Source organism: Vreelandella nigrificans (assembly GCF_002374315.1).
Lineage (GTDB): Bacteria > Pseudomonadota > Gammaproteobacteria > Pseudomonadales > Halomonadaceae > Vreelandella > Vreelandella nigrificans.
This window is the reverse complement of the sequence record NZ_NWUX01000023.1, coordinates 35,366-54,161: the sequence shown is the minus strand read 5'-3', so window position 1 is coordinate 54,161 and position 18,796 is coordinate 35,366. Positions and strand designations below refer to the sequence as shown.

Here is an 18,796-nt window from a genome sequence, read left to right as displayed (position 1 = left end):
GCGCCACTTGCCCAGATGGCGGAATTGGTAGACGCGCTAGCTTCAGGTGCTAGTGTCCGTATGGACGTGGAGGTTCAAGTCCTCTTCTGGGCACCAAATTACATCATGATATCCCCTTTTCATGGTGCAATAAGGTGTCACGGTAAGTAATATAGGCAGTAAGTTTGTATTCGCCCAGGTGGCGGAATTGGTAGACGCGCTAGCTTCAGGTGCTAGTGTCTGTATGGACGTGGAGGTTCAAGTCCTCTCCTGGGCACCATACGAATACAAACGGTAAATCTAAGCGTTAGATGATGCGCCCAGGTGGCGGAATTGGTAGACGCGCTAGCTTCAGGTGCTAGTGTCCGTATGGACGTGGAGGTTCAAGTCCTCTCCTGGGCACCATTTTAAATGGTTCCGTCCGCATCACTCTCAAGCGCTCCCTATCTTGAATGCATTTCTATCTTGAATACACTCCTCTATTGAATGCTTCCTTGCATACCTTATCTTGCAACCACTTTTATCTTGTCATCCCTTTTCTATTAATACAGGACAGATAGTGCTAATGCGTTCGTACCAATTGCACCAGCACTATGTCGCTAGAACTAAGTCGCTAGAACCAAGTCGCCAGAACTAAGTCGCCAGCACCAATATAAATATAGCAGCGCTAGTTATAGATACCGCCCAAAGTGAATATGCTTTGTCATGGCGGTTTTTTTTACGTAACCACTGCGATTTGCGGGTGTAGCGCCTCGATAAACTGCTGGCACCACCACCCGCTAGCAACCAGTTCGCGCTATTCAGGGATAAGGCGCTTCAAGCATTACTGAAAACGCCCTGGACGTTGAGATACCTCTTCCAACGCCCAGCCATGAGTACGCAGTTCGCCTTCCAGCACTGCTTCAAGCTCTGCCGAAAGATCCGGGAAAAAGTTAAGTCCGGTACGCGCCTCAATCTCATCGATGGTAACCAGATAATCCTCCAGCGGCTCATTGCCATGCACGTCTTGGGGCATAATAAATGCCAGGGCAAGCGGTGCTTCATCATGGGGTGCCACAATAATTTTGTAAAAGGCCTCTGGCACCTCTACAAACCCAACTCGATTAAACACATTGTCCATAAAGCGATCCGGGAATACCGGCCCGGTAATGACCTGCAAGCGATCAAAGCGGGGAGCGAAATGATCCATCACTGACTGTTCAAGACGCTGCCAAAGCTGACGATTTAAGTTCGGCCGCTGGGGGGTCATATTACTCATTAAGAAAGTATCTACTTGAGCACTCCGACCATGCACAGCAGCAATGGCATAGTTGGGCGCCATATGCCCTCTGTCATAGCCACTACCTGCATAACTATCGGCACTAATAGGCCACAATGTTCGCCAATCAGCTTGAAAGTTTGGCCTTGGCCCAATGCGCATGTCATCCGGCACCGCTGCTACCTGATAGCTTACCCATAGCGGGTTTACCCGCACATCAGACCACCCCACCAGAAACCCATCATTACGCAACACGCGATGAAAGGTAGTAGGATGCAAGCTCTCCCAGGTAGGCACCCCCATCCACGTGTAGGCATCCTGATGCTGACGCCCCTGGTATTCCCATAACCCAGCCCCCATCACCACAAACAGCACAGCAATGCCCAGGCGTCGACCCTGGCGACGCCAGCGCATAAGCGATTTCCCCAACGGACTTACTCCCTTGCAAAGATAAACCTGCTATATACTTATGTTTTCCAGTACCGGTATTTTTAAGCACTGATATTTTTCTTTTAAGCCGCGTTCTGACCACTACCAGCCAAGCGAAAACATCGTTTCGAGGTCGTGTCGAGAGTGCACCTGCATGGCATTCAACGTTTCGGTATCACTAATACCTTCTACGGTATTCAGGCGTTCAGTGACCAGCTCAGCGAGGCTTTCAAAATCTCGTGTCCGAGCAATAGCAACCAAGTCATAACGCCCACAGGTAGAGAATACTTCACTAATACCTTCCACATCAGCCAAGCGCTCCGCCACCGCTTTGACTTGACCTTTCTCGGCATTGATTAAAATAACTGCATTTTGCATAGCGCCCTCACTTAAAAAAATAACTTGAAAACCACTTAGCGATAAGCGGCCGAGTATAGCAGTCCTTTGAACAAGGCCAAGGACTACGGCATCACGTGACCAATTGTCGCGCTTTTATGAGGTTATTCGCACTAATTTTGAGCATGCGCTAGCATGTGCTGGAAACCTCCGATAGATAAGACTTGTCGGAGCATCAGAGGTGGTCAACCACCCGATAACTTAAGACAAAACGTCAGACCGTGACGATAAGGAGACACCATGGCTAATCAGAGCCGTCGTAAGTTCATGCGTAACAGCGTGCTAGGGCTTGCTGCCCTACCGTTTGGTGCTGGTATCCTGTCGAAAACTGCCTTTGCTCAGGAGCTACCCCGCTTAGACCCTTCATCGCCTACGGCACAGGCGCTTAACTACGTTGAAGTAGCAAGTGATGCAAGCGATCACCCTGCCTACGAAGAGGGTGAGGTTTGTGATAACTGCATGTTCTGGGTCGCCGATAAAGAAGGCTGCCAGCTATTCCCAGAGAATAGTGTAGAGCCCAAAGGCTGGTGTCAGTCCTGGACTGCTAAGGGTTAATTCATCCTTAGCTAAGAGCTAGCCTTTAACTACTAGCTCTTAGCGACTAGCTCCCAGTTGCTAGCCCACAACCACTCAGCGTCCAGCGCAGGGTGGTTGTTTTATACGGCTGGCTAATCCTCTTCTTTACTTTCGCCCTCTACTGGCCAGTGATAGCGGCGCGTTACTCTCCCCTCCTCCATCGATACCAGATGCACAGGAAAGCCCCAAAGCTGTTGTAAGTGGCGTATGACAGGGTAAACACTACGACCTAGTGGTCGGCGATTATCTTGCACATGGTGTAGCGTTAGCGAACGATCACCACGAATAGCCGCTTCGACTACCTGAATATTAGGCTCACGCACTGAAAGCGCGTACTGGCTTGAAAGCGCATTGCGCACCCGTTTATAGCCCCTTTCATCGTGTATAGCGGCAACTTCCATCATGTCCGATTGATCATCGTCAACAATTAAGAATAACTTAAGATCCCGTATCACCTTGGGCGATAAAAACTGCTGGATAAACGACTCATCTTTAAAATTGCGCATAGCGAATTCAAGCGTGTCACGCCACGGGCTGCCCGCGATATCGGGAAACCACTCCCTGTCTTCATCAGTTGGCGATTCACAAATCCGCTTAATATCAATAAAAATGGCGAAGCCCAGCGCATAGGGGTTAAGGCCACTATAGTGAGGGCTATCAAAGCCCGGCTGATTAATAACCGCCGCGTGGGACTGCAAAAACTCCAGCATTAGGCCTTCATCCACCTTACCTTCATCGTAAAGCCTATTCATCAGCGTGTAGTGCCAAAAACAGGCCCACCCTTCGTTCATCACTTGGGTTTGCCGCTGAGGGTAAAAATATTGCGCCAGCTTACGCACAATGCGCACGATCTCACGCTGCCAAGGCGCCAGTAAGGGGGCATTCTTTTCAATAAAGTAAAGTAGGTTTTCTTGTGGCTCAGGTGGGTACTTGCCCCCACCATGCAGATCAAGCGGGTCATCATCGCTGTGTAAACTACCAGGCAGAGGCTCTGTACCACTAGGTGGCTCAGGAATCGTCCGCCACAGCATATTTACCTGGGTTTGCAGGTAGGCCTCACGCTCATCTTGGCGCCTAACTTCTTCTTCAGCAGAAATTGGGGATGGCCGCTTATAACGGTCTACACCGTAGTTTTGTAATGCGTGGCAGGCATCTAGTAACTGTTCAACCGCATGAACACCGTGACGCTCCTCACACTGGGCAATATACTTACGGGCAAAGACTAAGTAATCAACAATTGAGTCCGCATCAGTCCAGGCACGGAACAGGTAATTGCCTTTAAAGAAAGAGTTATGCCCATAACAGGCGTGTGCGATAACCAGCACCTGCATCATTAGGGTGTTCTCTTCCATTAAATACGCAATGCAGGGGTTGGAGTTAATCACCAGTTCGTAGGCTAGGCCCATCTGGCCACGCTTATAGGCCTGCTCAACGGCAAGAAACTGCTTCCCAAATGACCAATGATGGTAGCCCACCGGCATCCCCACACTGGCATAAGCATCCATCATCTGCTCAGTGGTGATCACCTCAATTTGATTGGGATAGGTATCCAGCCGATACTCATCGGCAAGCCTGGCAAGCTCCTCATCAAAGCGCTCCAATACGCTAAAATTCCAATCAGAACCGGTCGCTATTGGCTTGCGGGTTACACTCATGGCGTACTCCTCAACTCGCGTTACCGCTCCTGGCTTAAGCGGCGCTTAAACAGCTCTCGAAAGACAGGATAAATATCACCAGCATCAACAATCTGGCGCATGGCAAATCGTTCGGAAAACTCCTCAGCCACAGTTTCATACTCATGCCACAGCGACTGATGGTCGTGGGGGGTAATTTCCACATAGGCGTAATACTGCAACTGCGGCATCAGTTGCTTGATTAGCAAGTCACGGCAGATATTCGAGTCGTCATCCCAGTTATCGCCGTCGGATGCTTGCGCCACATAGAGATTCCACTGCTCTGCGGGGTAGCGCTTTTCAATAATCTTATTCACCAGAGTGAGCGCGCTAGAAACGATAGTTCCTCCCGTCTCACGGGAGTAGAAAAACTCTTCTTCGCTGACCTCCCGCGCGGCTGTGTGGTGTCGCACAAACACCAGCTCCACTTTTTCGTAATGCTTCTCTAGAAACAGATAGAGCAGCAGGAAAAAGCGCTTGGCGATGTCTTTATGGTTTTGGGTCATGGAGCCGGAAACGTCCATAACACAGAACATCACTGCCTGGCTTGAGGGTTGGGGCTGCGCAACCAACTGATGGTAGCGCAGGTCATAAGTATCAATAAACGGTACTGCTTCGATACGCTTCTCCAGACGCTCGATCTCCGTTTTCAACTCAGCAATGCGTGCAGGATTGCGTAGCACAGGGTCTTTACTCTCTTCTGCTGCTAGCGCCTCTTGGGCCTCTTTAAGCGCCCGCTTAATGGGGGCACGCATTGCAATACGCCGTGCATACGCTTCCCGCATTGAACGAGTGATACTAATACGTGACGGTACACCGTCGCGGGCCAGCCCAGCCCGCACCATCTTAACCTCCTCAAGAGACTTCAATGGCTTACGCTGCAAGTTAGGTAACTCTAGGCCATCAAAAACAAATTCCAGAAACTCCTCTCGGCTAAGGGTAAATGCAAATTCATCAGTGCCCTCCCCCTGGTTAGAAGCACCCCCTTCCCCAGAGCCATCACCGCCCCCCTGGCCACTAGGACGGCGAATTTTATCGCCCTCTAAGAACTCTTTATTCCCAGGAGCTACGATATTACGTGCACCACCGGCGCCATGCTGAAAGACCGGTTCAGAAATATCTTTGGTGGGGATAGATATTTTCTCCCCGCGCTCCATATCGGTGATAGAGCGGCGATTCACCGCCTCCTCTACCGAGCGCTTGATGTGCTTGCGGTAACGCTCTAGAAAGCGCTGCCGATTGACCGCGCTTTTATGCTTAGCGTTAGGCCTACGATCAATAAAGTAGGTCATACGACCTCCTTAACCCTAGTCTTAAGCACTTTTCTCAACATCCGTTCTTGAGAGCAGTGCTTAAGAACATCCGCTACTGGGACTTACGCACACGCAAATACCATTCAGACAGTAACCTCACCTGTTTTTCGGTGTAGCCACGATCCACCATACGTGCCACAAAATCCTCGTGCTTTTTCTGATCCGACTTCGAAGCTTTCGCATTAAACGAGATCACCGGCAGTAGCTCTTCGGTATTGGCGAACATTTTATGTTCAATAACACCTTTGAGTTTTTCATAGGATTGCCAGCTAGGGTTCATACCGTTATTTTGCGCACGCGCCCGCAGCACAAAGTTAACCACTTCGTGACGGAAGTCTTTCGGATTGGAAATGCCCGCGGGCTTCTCAATTTTCTCCAGCTCTTCATTGAGTGACTGACGGTTTAGCAGCTCACCAGTTTCGGGATCACGGTACTCCTGATCCTGTATCCAAAAATCAGCATAGGTAACATAGCGATCAAAAATGTTCTGGCCATACTCGCTGTAGGATTCCAGATATGCGGTTTGAATCTCTTTACCAATGAAGTCCACATAGCGCGGCGCCAGAAACTCCTTGATAAAGCCGATATAACGCTCAAACACTTCTGAGGGTAATTGCTCGCGCTCTAGTGCCTGTTCTAGCACATACAGCAAGTGCACAGGGTTTGCTGCTACCTCAGTACTGTCGAAATTAAATACCTTAGAAAGTATTTTGAACGCAAAGCGCGTCGACAACCCCTGCATACCCTCATCAACACCGGCAGAGTCGCGGTACTCTTGGATTGACTTAGCCCGAGGGTCAGTGTCTTTCAGATTCTCGCCGTCGTAGACGCGCATCTTCGAGTAAATGCTGGAATTTTCCGGCACTTTAAGCCGCGAAAGCACCGAGAACTGAGCCAGCATACGTAGTGTATCCGGCGCGCAGGGGGCGGCATTTAGCGAGGAGTCCTCTAACAACTTTTGGTAAATCTTGATCTCTTCGGAGACTCGTAGGCAGTAAGGCACCTTAACGATATAAACCCGGTCTAAAAACGCTTCATTATTGCGGTTATTACGAAATGCCTGCCATTCTGATTCATTGGAGTGGGCTAATATAACCCCGTCAAAGGGAATCGACCCCATACCTTCAGTAGGATTGTAATTACCCTCTTGAGTTGCGGTAAGCAGTGGGTGCAGCACCTTAATGGGTGCTTTAAACATCTCCACAAACTCCATCAACCCTTGGTTCGCTCGACACAGGCCCCCAGAAAAGCTGTAAGCATCGGGATCATCCTGGGAGTAAAGCTCCAACTGGCGAATATCGACCTTACCGACTAGCGAAGAAATATCCTGGTTATTCTCATCACCTGGCTCGGTTTTGGAAATGGCAATCTGATTCAACCGCGAAGGATAAAGACGCACCACCCGAAACTGGGAAATATCGCCGCCAGCTTCTTTAAGGCGCTTGGCTGCCCAAGGAGACATGACACTGCGCAGATAACGTTGCGGGATACCATACTCTTGCTCTAGCAGCTCGCCGTCCTCTTCGGGAGAAAATAGCCCTAGCGGCGACTCATACACCGGCGAGTCTTTAATGGCATAGAATGGAATGCGCTCCATTAGCAATTTCAAACGTTCGGCCAAGGACGATTTACCACCACCTACCGGCCCTAGCAAATAAAGAATCTGCTTACGCTCTTCTAACCCCTGAGCCGCGTGGCGGAAATAAGCCACAATTTGCTCGATGGCCTCTTCCATACCGTGGAACTCAGCAAAAGCAGGATAGCGGCGAATCACCTTGTTAGAAAAAATGCGTGATAGACGCGGGTCTTTCGCCGTGTCGATCACTTCAGGCTCACCTATTGCTTCCAGCATACGCTCGGCAGCGCTGGCATACGCTTTAGGATCACGGCGGCAAAGCGCCAAGTACTCCTCAAGGCTGATGTCTTCCTGCTGAACCCGGGCGAATCGGTCTTGAACGTGATCAAAAATGCTCATGAAACTCTCCTGTAGCCCATCCCCAGACAGCCACCGTACAAACAAGTATCTGTAACGGCGTGCAAAACGAGGTATCGCTTTACCAGCGTAGTCAGTATTAGCAAAAAGTAATTACTAATTCTTCAACGCTTCAGCGTTAACTATATGAGCATGAGAGAAGAGATTTAGTTGCGTTGAAAGACACTAAACAGATGTGTAATACACAGCAAGCACAGCGCCGCCATAAAGGCGGCGCTACGGCAGCTAGCAAGCGCTTGGTGACGCTATTCAAGCACCGCTTTTACATCAGCCAGTAACTGGTCAAGTAATTCAACGGTGGTATTCCATGCGCATACAAACCGAGCACCTCCTGCGCCAATAAAGGTGTAGAAGGTCCACCCTCTGGCTTTCAACGCTTCAATAGCATGGGGCGGAAACTCAACAAAAACGCTGTTAGCCTGAGTGGGAAACATGAGCGACACCCCTGGGAGTGCCTGCAACCCTTCCGATAAGTAGCGTGCCATCGCGTTAGCATGCTCAGCGTTGGTCAGCCAAGCCCCGCTTTCCAACAGTCCTAGCCAAGGAGCGGAAACATAGCGCATTTTCGAGGCCAGCTGTCCTGCCTGCTTACAGCGGTAGGAGAAATCCTCAGCAAGCTCACGATTAAAAAACAGGATGGCCTCACCAAATGCTAAACCATTTTTGGTACCTGAAAAGCAAAGCACATCAACACCCACCTGCCAGGTTAACTCAGCCGGCGTCGCTTTGAGGCCAGCACAGGCATTAGCAAAGCGGGCACCGTCCATATGTAGGCGCAGGTCATGCTTATCAGCCATCGCACGGATAGCGAGCAGCTCCTCCCGCGAATATACCGTACCCACCTCCGTCGCCTGGGTGAGGGAAACCACCTTCGGCTTAGGGTAGTGAATATCGCTACGCTTAGTCACTAACGCCTCAATACCCTGGGGTGTCAACTTACCGTTAGCCCCTGGTGATGTGAGCAGCTTGGCACCATTAGAAAAGAACTCAGGGCCACCGCACTCGTCGGTTTCAATATGCGCCAGCTCATGGCAAATCACGCTATGGTAACTGCGCCCCATGGCGGAAAGGGCTAGTGAATTTGCGGCAGTACCATTGAAGACAAAAAACACATCGCAATCGTAATCAAACATTTCACGAAAGCGATCAGCGGCGCGGGCTGTCCAGCGATCGTTACCATAGGCCAAGTCATCGGCTTGGTTAGCTTCTAACAAATACTGCATGGCCTCCGGGCAAATACCGGACGTGTTATCACTGGCCAAAAATCGTGGGGTACACTCCGAGGGCATGGCGATGATCCTTTTTATCTGGCGGTCGTACGGTGCGGACAGGGTGCCATCCGCACCTTAAACAACAAGCCTCGATAAGAGGCTTGTTGGATAGACCAGTCTATCGCCATTTAAACGTTAGCGTCACCCGCGCTTTTCAACCCTTTTATAAAGCAGCTACTTAGAGCGAGGCTGCCAAACGCGTGCCTTGATCAATTGCACGTTTGGCATCTAGCTCAGCAGCTTCGTCCGCACCGCCAATCACATGCACGCGAATGCCTGCTTGGCGTAGTGGCTCGATAAGCTCACGAACCGACTCTTGCCCTGCGCAAACGACAATCGTGTCTACCGCCAACAGTTGCTCCTCGCCATCACGGCGAATATGCAGCCCGCCGTCGTCAACTTTGAGATACTCGCAGCCCGTCAACGTTTTTACACCACGCTGTTTTAGCGATGCGCGGTGCACCCAGCCGGTAGTTTTACCCAGGTTCTTACCTGGCTTTGAACTTTTACGCTGAAGCATCACGATTTCTCGGGGTGAAGCTGGCGGCATAGGTACTTTCAAGCCACCACGCTCATCCACAGCAAGATCGACCCCCCACTCATCACACCAAGCTGCCAGGTCCATCGCTGGGTGCCCCTGGTGGGCAAGCAGTTCGGAAACATCAAAGCCAATGCCTCCAGCGCCAATCACCGCAACACGCTGGCCCACACGCTCCGGATGCTCAATCGCCTCGGCATAGCTAAGTACACTGTGGTGGTCAGCACCTGGCAGCGACAGCTCCCTCGGCGTTACGCCAGAGGCGATCACCACTTCGTCAAACTCAGCCAAGTCTGCAGCACTGGCCGCCGTATTCAGACGTACATCGACAGCGTGCTTTTCCAGCATGACGTGGAAGTAGCGCAGCGTTTCATTGAACTCCTCTTTGCCGGGGATCTTGCGTGCATAATTAAATTGCCCACCGAGCTCATTGCGACGCTCAAACAGCACCACTTGGTGTCCACGGCTTGCTGCCGCAACAGCCGTGGCTAGACCAGCAGGCCCACCGCCCACCACGGCTACCCGCTTAGGCATTTGCGCGGGTTCAAGGCTCAATTCTGTTTCGTGGCAGGCGCGGGGGTTCACCAAGCAGGAGGTCAGCTTGCCCATAAAGGTATGGTCCAAACAGGCCTGATTACAGGCAATACAGGTATTAATTTCGTCCGCCAAGTCCGCCTCGGCTTTGCGCACCCACTCAGGGTCGGCTAGAAATGGCCGTGCCATGGAAACCATATCCGCGTGGCCTTCAGCTAGTACGCGCTCGGCAATATCGGGCATATTGATGCGATTGGTCGTAATCAGCGGGATCGAGAGTGCTGATTTAATGCGTCTAGTTACTTCGGTAAACGCAGCACGAGGAACGCTGGTAACAATTGTCGGCACCCGTGCCTCATGCCAGCCAATGCCGGTATTGATCACATCAGCGCCAGCAGCCTCAATAGCTTTCCCAAGCTGCACCACCTCTTCCCAAGAGCTACCTTCTTCTACCAGATCAATCATCGAAAGGCGGAAAATTACCAAGAAACGCTCACCCACGGCAGCTCGTATACGCTTAACAATTTCGACGGGGAAGCGAATGCGCTGCTCAAAGCTGCCGCCCCACTCATCGTCGCGCTGATTGGTCCGTTGGCAAATAAACTGATTGATCAGATAGCCTTCCGACCCCATAACCTCGACACCGTCGTAACCTGCCTGCTGAGCAAGCTGCGCGCAGCGCACATAATCAGCAATTTGCTGCTCCACATCGTCGCTTGAAAGCGCTCGAGGAGTAAATGGGTTGATGGGAGCCTGTAAAGCAGAAGGCGCGACCAGCTCAGGGGAATAGGCGTAACGACCCGCATGGAGAATCTGCATGCAAAGGTGCCCACCTGCCTCGTGCACAGCGTTGACCACCAGCCGGTGCTCGGGCAGCTGAGATTCCTCAGTCAGCGCATTAGCCCCCTGAAAAACCGCGCCTTCAGCATTTGGGGCAATGCCACCGGTAACGATCAGGCTAACTCCTGCCCGGGCACGCTCAACATAGAACGCAGCTAAGCGCTCAAAACCGTTTGGCGCTTCTTCCAAATTGGTGTGCATAGACCCCATCAGCACACGGTTAGGAAGCGTCAAATGGCCTATAGTCAGCGGGCTAAACAGGTGGGGGTAAGCGGGCGAACGTTTCATCACGGTACTCCTGTACATGGCCAGTCATTCAGTATTATTAGAACTGTTAAGTTAACAGAGTTGCTTGCTGAAAATATTCAAACAAGCGTATGACATACTTGCCGCAACGTACAGACCTTTTAGCCTTCTTAATATCACTACTTTTAGGGGTGTCTTAGCTCTTGCTCATCGCCACAAAGCACGTCACATTAACAGGCTAACGATAAGGGAACGTGCTATGCCATTGATTTATTTTTTACCACCGCTGGCCACTGTATTGATCTGGTCAGGGAACATGACTATTAACCAATTAGCCGTAGGCACTATTGCACCCAGTAGCATTGCTTTTTTGCGCTGGTTACTGGCCCTATTGGTAATGACACCTTTTGTACTACCTGCAGTGATTCGCCACCGCAAGGAAATTCACCGTAACTGGCCTAAACTGGCACTGTTAGGGCTTTTAGGTATGGGGTTATGGCAGGGCCTAGCTTATGTGGCAGCAGAAACCACAACCGCTACCAATATGGGCATACTAGCCGCCATGGTGCCACTGCTAACCGTACTGCTAAGTGCACTTATTTTACGCGAGCCACCAACCATGGGCGGTGTGCTAGGCGGGGTACTAGCGTTTATTGGAGTCACCGTACTACTGGGTCGGGGCAATCCTATGTCGCTGCTGCAGCTCCAGGTAGCCTATGGAGATGCGTTGATGGTGGTCGCCGCCATATGCTATGCACTCTATGGGGTAATGCTCAAGCGGTGGGCAATGAACTTACCCCCCTGGGTGATGCTCTATGCTCAGGTATGCTTCGCGGTACTGTTCCTGCTGCCACCCTATTTAATGGGGCCAATGACACCGATAGATAGCCACAATATCTGGCTAATTCTCTACGCGGGTATTCCTGCTTCAGTTATCACCACCTTTTTATGGATGCGCGCAGTGAGCCAGATTGGTGCCAATCAATCAAGCATCTTTATTAACCTAATGCCACTGTGTAGTGCACTCATTGCAATGGCATTTTTAGGAGAGCGTGTGTCTAGCTTTCACTTTATAGGCGGAGTGTTGATTTTGGCTGGAGTAATAATGGCGCAGACGTTAACGCGGCCACTGGTACGCGCTGAAGCAGTAGGTAAAACACGCAGAATCCAGCAGTGATACCATAGATTAACTCCACTCAACGGCTGAGACCCCCTGAATCATGTCCTTAGAAGAACTGCATCTAAACCTACGCAACCTGACGAGCGACGACTATGGCCAGCTCAAAACGTTGATGGACGCTGTGTACCATGATATCGGCGGCGCCTGGCCTGAGCACACCATCGCAAAGCTGGTCCAGGAGTTCCCTGACGGCCAGATCGCCATCGAAGACGATGGTGTATTAGTGGGCGTAGCGCTAACCGTACAGGTGGATTACGACGAATTCTCCAACCCTCATAAATATGATGACCTGATTGGCCATCGCGAAATAATTCTTAATGATTCCGACGGCGACGCCATGTACGGGCTGGATGTGCTTATCCATCCTGACTACCGTGGTTACCGCCTAGGCCGTCGACTGTATGAAGCACGTAAAGAGCTGTGCCGTTCGTTAAACCTGCGCGCCATTCTGGCTGGCGGACGTATTCCTGAATACTACCAGCACGCGGAAGAGCTCTCCCCTGCCGAGTACATTGAAAAGGTCTCTCGTAAAGAAATTTACGACCCGATATTATCGTTCCAACTCGCTAATGACTTTCAGGTAAAGCGCCTGTTACGCAAGTACCTGCCGGAAGATGAGCAGTCTCGCGGCTACGCCACTCTGCTGGAATGGAACAACATTCTCTTTGAGCCTGCCGAAAGCGTGCTGGATACCCGGCCAACCCAAGTCCGTGTGGGTGCCGTTCAGTGGCAAATGCGTGAATTTGCTTCCGTAGAGGCAGCGCTTCAGCAAATTGAATACTTCGTTGATGCGCTCTCGGACTACCAGAGCGATTTTGCCGTATTTCCGGAGCTATTTAATGCGCCTTTGATGGGTCTACAAGACCGTTCGGCTCAGCAGGACCAAATGGGCGCCATTCGCTTCTTGGCGAGCTTCACCGAGCGCTTTAAAAGCGAGCTTTCAAGAATGGCGGTGTCCTACAACATCAACATTGTTGGCGGGTCCATGATTGAAGTCGGCGAGGATGACCGACTGTACAATGTAGCTTACCTATTCCACCGTGATGGCGAAGTTGAAAAGCAGTTCAAACTGCATATTACGCCCCAAGAGCGGCGCGACTGGGTGATAGAAGGCGGCGACAATTTGCAGGTATTTGATACCGATGCAGGCCGCGTAGGCATTTTAATCTGTTACGACGTGGAGTTCCCTGAACTTGGCCGCCTGCTGGCTGATCAGGACATGGACATTCTATTTGTCCCCTTCTGGACAGACACCAAAAACGGCTACCTGCGTGTTCGCCACTGCGCCCAGGCTCGCGCCATTGAAAATGAGTGCTATGTCGTACTCTGCGGCAGTGTCGGCAACCTCCCCTCCATTGAGAACCTGGATATCCAGTACGCCCAGTCGGCAGTATTCTCGCCCTCAGACTTTGCCTTCCCCCACGATGCAGTACTGGCAGAAACCACGCCGAATACAGAGATGATTTTCTTCTCAGACCTTGATTTAACACGCCTTACAGTAGTGCGGGCCGAAGGCTCGGTGACCAACCTAAAAGATCGCCGCAAAGATCTGTTTGATCTGCGCTGGCGCGACTGGTCGTGGAAGTCCGGGGCTAATCTGGAAGAGTGAGGTAGAGGCAATCATAAAGACAATAACGCCGCCCATTCGGGCGGCGTTATGCTTTTAATGTGCGGCACTTAGCTCAATCAGGCCAGACAAGATGGGCTGGCACCCGGCCTTTTGCATCAAACATTACCCCTTCATCGCGTAGCTTTTGATGCTGTCGGGTAGCCCCTCCGTGGTCAGCCAGCGTTAGTGATGCCGCAATCACTCGATGCCAGGGCAGTTGATGCCCATCGGGCAAGTGACGCATGGCCGACCCCACCATGCGTGGTGTAGCTCCCTCAGTCATTGCCGCAATGCGCCCATAGGTAGTTACCCGCCCAGGAGGAATTTGATCAACAATGGTGTAAATCTGCTCGAGCAGTTCTGGGCGCGGCATCGCTTTCTCGACTGGTTTTCAAAACGTTTATGACACTTTAAAGCGCTTCGATAAGTTGATCAATTGCCTGGAATGCTTCATTAATCGCCGAATCGCGTTGGGAGTCTCCCATGTTTAAACCTTCGGCAAATACGACCTCAACGTCGCGAATCCCCATCAATCCCAACATACTTTTCAGATGCGGCATTTGGCTATCAAATTCGCTTCCTGCATACAGGCCTCCACGGGCTGCTAAAATAATTGCCCGTTTACCTTCAATTAACCCTTGGGGGCCATTTTCAGTGTAGAGGAAGGTTTCGCCAGCACGCAGCACACGGTCAAACCATGCTTTCAATTGAGACGGTATGCCCAAATTATACATGGGCACAGCAAGCACCAACACGTCGTGCTCACGCAGCTCAACCAGCAGTTCGTCGGAGTAGGCTGCTAACGCCTTTTGCTCTGAGCTGCGCTCTTCAGCGGGAGTTTGCCAAGCACCTAGCTCCTCAATCGCCAAGTGGGGCAGCGCATTGGCCACTACATCACGATGGGTAACTGCCACACTAGAGCGAGAATCTGCTTGGGCTTTAAAGTGGTTAGCTAACGCATTGGATTGGCCATTCTCACCTAAAATAGAAGAGGTAACTAGCAGTGCTCGAGTGGTCATAGAGTAGTCCTTAGCCGGTAATCAATGAGTATTGGCGGCTATTCTACGGCTCTTTTCATTAAGCAAAAGCGCAACGTTTTCCCCGTTTCATTCGACAAAATCGAATCATGCCCTGCTAAAAAAAGCCCCGCTCTGCTTTCACAGGGCGGGGCTGGGTAACCATAGAATGTCTAGGTTATTACTTTTTCGGCCAAGCTTTGGGGTCCACCTTATTCACCAGTTTGGGGAATCGGCCAGGATCGAACACCGGCTCTTTACCTGCTTTAAGCTGCTCGTCGTAATCACGAAACAGCGCAAAGGCGATTGGTGACAGCATCAAAATAGCCACCAAGTTGATAATGGCCATCATCCCCATAGAGAGATCGGCAAAGTTCCAGATAGCACCGAGGCTTGCCACCGAACCCACCATGATCATGCCGAGAACCGCTAAGCGATAAATCAGCACAGCAATAGGCGCACGACGCCCCGCCAAATACTCGATATTTGATTCACCGTAAGAGTAGTTAGCAATTACCGAAGTAAACGCAAACAACAAAATAGCCACCGCAATAAACATGCCACCCCACTCACCCACGTGACTGGAAAGTGCCATTTGGGTTAGCTGTATGCCGTTATTTTCTTCACCGGCTAACAGTTCAGGCCCGGCCATAATGATGATCGCAGCGGTTGCGGTACAAATCACCAAAGTATCCAAGAACACACCCAACATTTGGATAAAACCCTGGGCAGCAGGATGATTGGGGCGCGTACTGGCCGTTGCCGCCGCATTTGGCGCCGACCCCATACCCGCCTCGTTGGAGAATAGACCACGTTGAATACCGCTCATAATGGCCTGGGAAATAGCGTAGCCCATAGCGCCACCCGCCGCCTGTTCTAGGCCAAAAGCGCTTTGTATAATGGTGAGAAACGCAGCAGGCAAATCACTAATATTCAGCGCCACAACCACTAGCGCCAGTATCAAATACAGCAACGCCATAAGTGGCACGACCAGCTCAGCTACTTTAGCGATGGACTTCAAGCCACCAAAAATAATCGGCGCCACAACCACCATAAGTACCAACCCCATGGCCCAGGTGGGAACGGCAAAGGCCTGCTCCATCGCCTGAGCAATAGAGTTGGCCTGAACGCTGTTAAATGCCAATCCAAAGGCAATAATCAAACAGACCGAAAACAGCACTGCCAACCAGCGTAAACCGAGACCACGCTCAATATAGCGGGCAGGACCACCACGGAAGGTATTATCGCCGTGATCGGTTTTGTATGCCTGAGCCAGAGTAGACTCCACAAAGCTGGTCGCCATACCCACCATGGCGGTCATCCACATCCAGAAAATCGCGCCGGGCCCGCCAAAGTAAATAGCGACGGCTACCCCAGCAAGGTTGCCGGTACCCACCCGAGCCGCCAAACTCGTTGAAAGCGCCTGGAACGAAGAAATCCCTCCGTTAGACTGGCGAGAGGTACGCAGCAGCTTGAACATGTGACCAAAATAGCGCACCTGAATACCGCGGGTCATCACTGTGAAATAGAGACCAGCACCGATCAAAAGATAAATCAGCACACTGCCCCACAGTAGCCCATTGCCGCGGTCAACCATCGCAGTCAACAGGGGAGGAAGAGTAAAATCCATACCGAACATGCCTTTTTTGAAATAGTGAGGACGCATCATTCTTCACGGATGCACCAAAATGGCAAGGAAATCGGCAAATTTATGTAATAGCAGTGAGAATCACTTGCCGCCGCTAGCAGCCATTTAATGTGGCAAGCAACCGGCGTGCCCCGCCCTGGCTACGGTGCTCACCCAGCCATACCCCCTGCCAAGTGCCTAGCGCTAAACGCCCATCGCGTACGGCCAGAGTCAATTGAGCTCCCAACAAGCTCGCCGCCACATGAGCAGGCATATCATCTGGCCCTTCTAGCGTATGGCGAAAGTAATCCAACCCTTCAGGTACCAAACGGCGAATGAAGGCATCCAGATCGTGGCGCACATCAGGGTCAGTATTTTCATTTAGCGTGAGCGACGCAGACGTATGCATTAGCTGAAGATGTAACAGCCCTTGGCTGCACTCTGCTAAGCAAGGTAACGCCCGAGCTATATCATCGGTAACAAGATGAAACCCCTGGGGCATTTCGGGGAAATGGATCTCCTGCTGATGCCACATAAAACACTCCTTTGTTTTCAGTATTTTTGTTTTCAGCATTGCCAATAGTGAACGGACACTACAAGGGATAGACGGTGACAAGTATAGTCACTTCTCAGCATACTCCCCCAGCGACCTACTTGGCTTCCATAGCCATGGCGCATCCTCACCGATACTGCTAGGTTTAGCGCTTTTAAGACACCATCACTAGGAGAGCACAATGCTTAAACCTGTGTATTACTCCAGGTTGTACTATTCTGTAGCAAGATCAGGAATAGCAGCACTTTGCGGCCTCGTTTTAGCAGGTTGTACTGGCATTCCTGACGGTACAGAGCCAGTAGCCGACTTTGAGCTTAATCGTTATCTGGGCCAATGGTATGAAATAGCGCGCTTAGATCACTCATTTGAGCGTGAGCTGGACTGCGTAACCGCCGATTACAGCCTGCGTAGTGATGGTGGCGTGAGAGTCATTAACCGAGGCTATAATTTAGCCAAGCAAGAGTGGAAGGAAGCAGAGGGACGCGCCTACTTTATTGACGATGAAAACGTTGGACGACTGAAAGTCAGCTTCTTTGGCCCCTTCTACGGTGGCTACAATATTCTTGAGCTGGACGACAACTACCGCTGGGCGCTGGTAGCAGGCCCTAACCGTAACTACCTATGGATTCTTTCACGTACGCCTGAGATGGACAGCGCTGAGGAAGAGTATTTGCGCCAACGGGCGGCCGAACTTAATTTTCCTACTGATGAGTTGATAGATGTCACCCAAGGAGAGGCGTGCCCTAGCCGCTAATTAGGCAATCTTGATACCCTCCCCGCCATCTCACGCTGAATATAGTCAATAAAAGCGCGCAGGCGGGCGGGCACATGACGGCGCTGTTCAAACACTGCATAAAAGTCTGCCCGCACCCCCTGCCAGCCTGGGAGTAATTCAACTAAAGCGCCACTGGCAAGGTGTTCGTTCACATCCCACCAGGAGCGCAGCATCACACCGTGGCCATCCAAGGCTAAGCGGGTAATCACTTCTCCGTCATTGCTTGCCAAGCGACCACTCACCTTTACCGACTGCACCTTTTCAGACGATACGTTTATAGATGAGTCAGTTATAGACGGGGCAGCTCGCTCAAAGCGCCATAGTGGAAAATCGCTATCGTTCTCACGAATCACTAAGCACTCATGCTGCTGTAAATCCCCAGGGGCTTGAAGCACTGGTGCTTCGGCGATATAGGCTGGCGATGCACAGAGTATCCGTCGATTAACTAAAATACGCCGAGCAACTAGGCGCGATTCTGGCGGTTCACCAATACGAATACCTATATCGAAGCCGTGATCACTTAAATTGAGCGGAAAATTGGTCAACTCTAACCACCCATCCACCTCTGGGTGTTCAGCACAAAAGCTCGACAGCAAGGGGGCAATATGGCGACGCCCAAAACCAAAAGTGGCGTTAACGCGCAAGCGCCCGCTAAGTGCCTGGCCGGCCCCCTCGCCCAGTGAATTTTCCAACTCATCCAGCTCATCTAAAATCAGCGCACCACGCGCCAAATATCGCTCGCCCTCTGCAGTTAGCGTTAACCGACGCGTCGTACGGGCAGCCAGCTCAACGCCCAGGCGTGCTTCCAACTGCTTTAGCCGCTTACTTACCGCCGAGAGAGAAAGCCCCAGTTCACAAGCCGTCGCGGTTAGACTCCCCGCCCGAGCCAAGTGCTGAAAAAACGCCAGATCGTCCAGGTGCGCCATATTACTCCTCAGGAATTCTACACTTTCACGCAACAATAACTTGAATGGTAGCCTGATTATCCCC

At 51.4% G+C, this 18,796-nt stretch carries 16 protein-coding genes and 3 tRNA genes; 7 read left to right on the top strand and 12 right to left on the bottom strand.

The genetic code is table 11. The annotated features are described in order from the left end of the window. The first annotated feature begins 9 nt into the window (after positions 1-9). From CPA45_RS18735 to CPA45_RS18725, 3 genes are all read left to right on the top strand, one after another. Positions 10-96: transfer RNA gene (locus CPA45_RS18735), tRNA-Leu, on the top strand. Between the two features lie 76 nt (positions 97-172). After that, positions 173-259 (top strand) — tRNA-Leu (locus CPA45_RS18730). A 38-nt stretch (positions 260-297) separates the two neighbouring features. Next, positions 298-384, top strand: a tRNA-Leu gene (locus tag CPA45_RS18725). Between the two features lie 418 nt (positions 385-802). Here CPA45_RS18725 and CPA45_RS18720 read toward each other — a convergent pair. Together CPA45_RS18720 and CPA45_RS18715 are read right to left on the bottom strand one after the other, a co-directional pair. After that, complete coding sequence (locus CPA45_RS18720) at positions 803-1,651, bottom strand: DNA/RNA non-specific endonuclease (RefSeq protein ID WP_096654189.1); 849 nt, start codon at positions 1,649-1,651, stop codon at positions 803-805. A gap of 117 nt (positions 1,652-1,768) precedes the next feature. Continuing rightward, the gene (locus CPA45_RS18715; protein WP_078088247.1) at positions 1,769-2,044 is read right to left on the bottom strand and encodes an Lrp/AsnC family transcriptional regulator; all 276 of its coding nucleotides are present in this window, start codon (positions 2,042-2,044) and stop codon (positions 1,769-1,771) included. 258 nt (positions 2,045-2,302) lie between these two features. Here CPA45_RS18715 and CPA45_RS18710 point away from each other — a divergent pair, with 258 nt between their 5' ends. Continuing rightward, positions 2,303-2,617, top strand: a complete 315-nt coding sequence (locus tag CPA45_RS18710; protein WP_096654187.1) for a high-potential iron-sulfur protein — start codon at positions 2,303-2,305, stop codon at positions 2,615-2,617. Between the two features lie 113 nt (positions 2,618-2,730). Here the strand turns inward: CPA45_RS18710 and CPA45_RS18705 are convergent, their stop codons facing one another. The 5 genes from CPA45_RS18705 to CPA45_RS18685 form a co-directional block, all read right to left on the bottom strand. Next, positions 2,731-4,293: a SpoVR family protein gene (locus CPA45_RS18705; protein WP_096654185.1), complete on the bottom strand. Its 1,563-nt coding sequence runs from the start codon at positions 4,291-4,293 to the stop codon at positions 2,731-2,733. A 20-nt stretch (positions 4,294-4,313) separates the two neighbouring features. Then, a complete protein-coding gene (locus tag CPA45_RS18700; RefSeq protein WP_096654183.1) occupies positions 4,314-5,603 on the bottom strand; it encodes a YeaH/YhbH family protein in 1,290 nt (429 codons plus the stop codon). Positions 5,604-5,676: 73 nt separating this feature from the next. Further along, complete coding sequence (locus CPA45_RS18695) at positions 5,677-7,599, bottom strand: PrkA family serine protein kinase (protein WP_096654181.1); 1,923 nt, start codon at positions 7,597-7,599, stop codon at positions 5,677-5,679. Between the two features lie 263 nt (positions 7,600-7,862). Further along, on the bottom strand, positions 7,863-8,906 hold the full coding sequence (locus CPA45_RS18690) for a threonine aldolase family protein (RefSeq protein WP_096654179.1): 1,044 nt from the start codon (positions 8,904-8,906) through the stop codon (positions 7,863-7,865). 160 nt (positions 8,907-9,066) lie between these two features. Then, positions 9,067-11,088, bottom strand: a complete 2,022-nt coding sequence (locus CPA45_RS18685) for an NADPH-dependent 2,4-dienoyl-CoA reductase (RefSeq protein ID WP_096654177.1) — start codon at positions 11,086-11,088, stop codon at positions 9,067-9,069. 217 nt (positions 11,089-11,305) lie between these two features. On the opposite strand from CPA45_RS18685, the gene CPA45_RS18680 reads away from it, so the two are divergent. After that, positions 11,306-12,223, top strand: coding sequence for a DMT family transporter (locus tag CPA45_RS18680; RefSeq protein WP_096654175.1), 918 nt, complete (start codon positions 11,306-11,308; stop codon positions 12,221-12,223). A gap of 43 nt (positions 12,224-12,266) precedes the next feature. Beyond that, positions 12,267-13,835, top strand: coding sequence for a bifunctional GNAT family N-acetyltransferase/carbon-nitrogen hydrolase family protein (locus CPA45_RS18675; RefSeq protein ID WP_096654173.1), 1,569 nt, complete (start codon positions 12,267-12,269; stop codon positions 13,833-13,835). A 73-nt stretch (positions 13,836-13,908) separates the two neighbouring features. Here CPA45_RS18675 and CPA45_RS18670 read toward each other — a convergent pair whose 3' ends face one another. The 4 genes from CPA45_RS18670 to CPA45_RS18655 form a co-directional block, all read right to left on the bottom strand. Continuing rightward, positions 13,909-14,208 (bottom strand): MGMT family protein, encoded by a 300-nt coding sequence (locus CPA45_RS18670; RefSeq protein ID WP_096654171.1) that lies wholly within the window; start codon positions 14,206-14,208, stop codon positions 13,909-13,911. A gap of 37 nt (positions 14,209-14,245) precedes the next feature. Beyond that, complete coding sequence (locus CPA45_RS18665; RefSeq protein WP_096654169.1) at positions 14,246-14,854, bottom strand: FMN-dependent NADH-azoreductase; 609 nt, start codon at positions 14,852-14,854, stop codon at positions 14,246-14,248. Between the two features lie 178 nt (positions 14,855-15,032). Next, positions 15,033-16,481, bottom strand: a complete 1,449-nt coding sequence (locus tag CPA45_RS18660) for an alanine/glycine:cation symporter family protein (RefSeq protein WP_096654219.1) — start codon at positions 16,479-16,481, stop codon at positions 15,033-15,035. Positions 16,482-16,593: 112 nt separating this feature from the next. After that, on the bottom strand, positions 16,594-17,013 hold the full coding sequence (locus CPA45_RS18655) for a secondary thiamine-phosphate synthase enzyme YjbQ (protein WP_096654167.1): 420 nt from the start codon (positions 17,011-17,013) through the stop codon (positions 16,594-16,596). Positions 17,014-17,212: 199 nt separating this feature from the next. Between CPA45_RS18655 and CPA45_RS18650 the strand changes: the two genes are divergently transcribed. Further along, a complete protein-coding gene (locus CPA45_RS18650) occupies positions 17,213-17,785 on the top strand; it encodes a lipocalin family protein (protein WP_096654165.1) in 573 nt (190 codons plus the stop codon). Here CPA45_RS18650 and CPA45_RS18645 read toward each other — a convergent pair. Further along, entirely contained in the window at positions 17,782-18,732 is a 951-nt protein-coding gene (locus CPA45_RS18645; protein WP_096654163.1) for a LysR family transcriptional regulator, read from the bottom strand. The two genes, CPA45_RS18650 and CPA45_RS18645, sit on opposite strands and share 4 nt — an antisense overlap. Between the last annotated feature and the right edge of the window lie 64 nt (positions 18,733-18,796).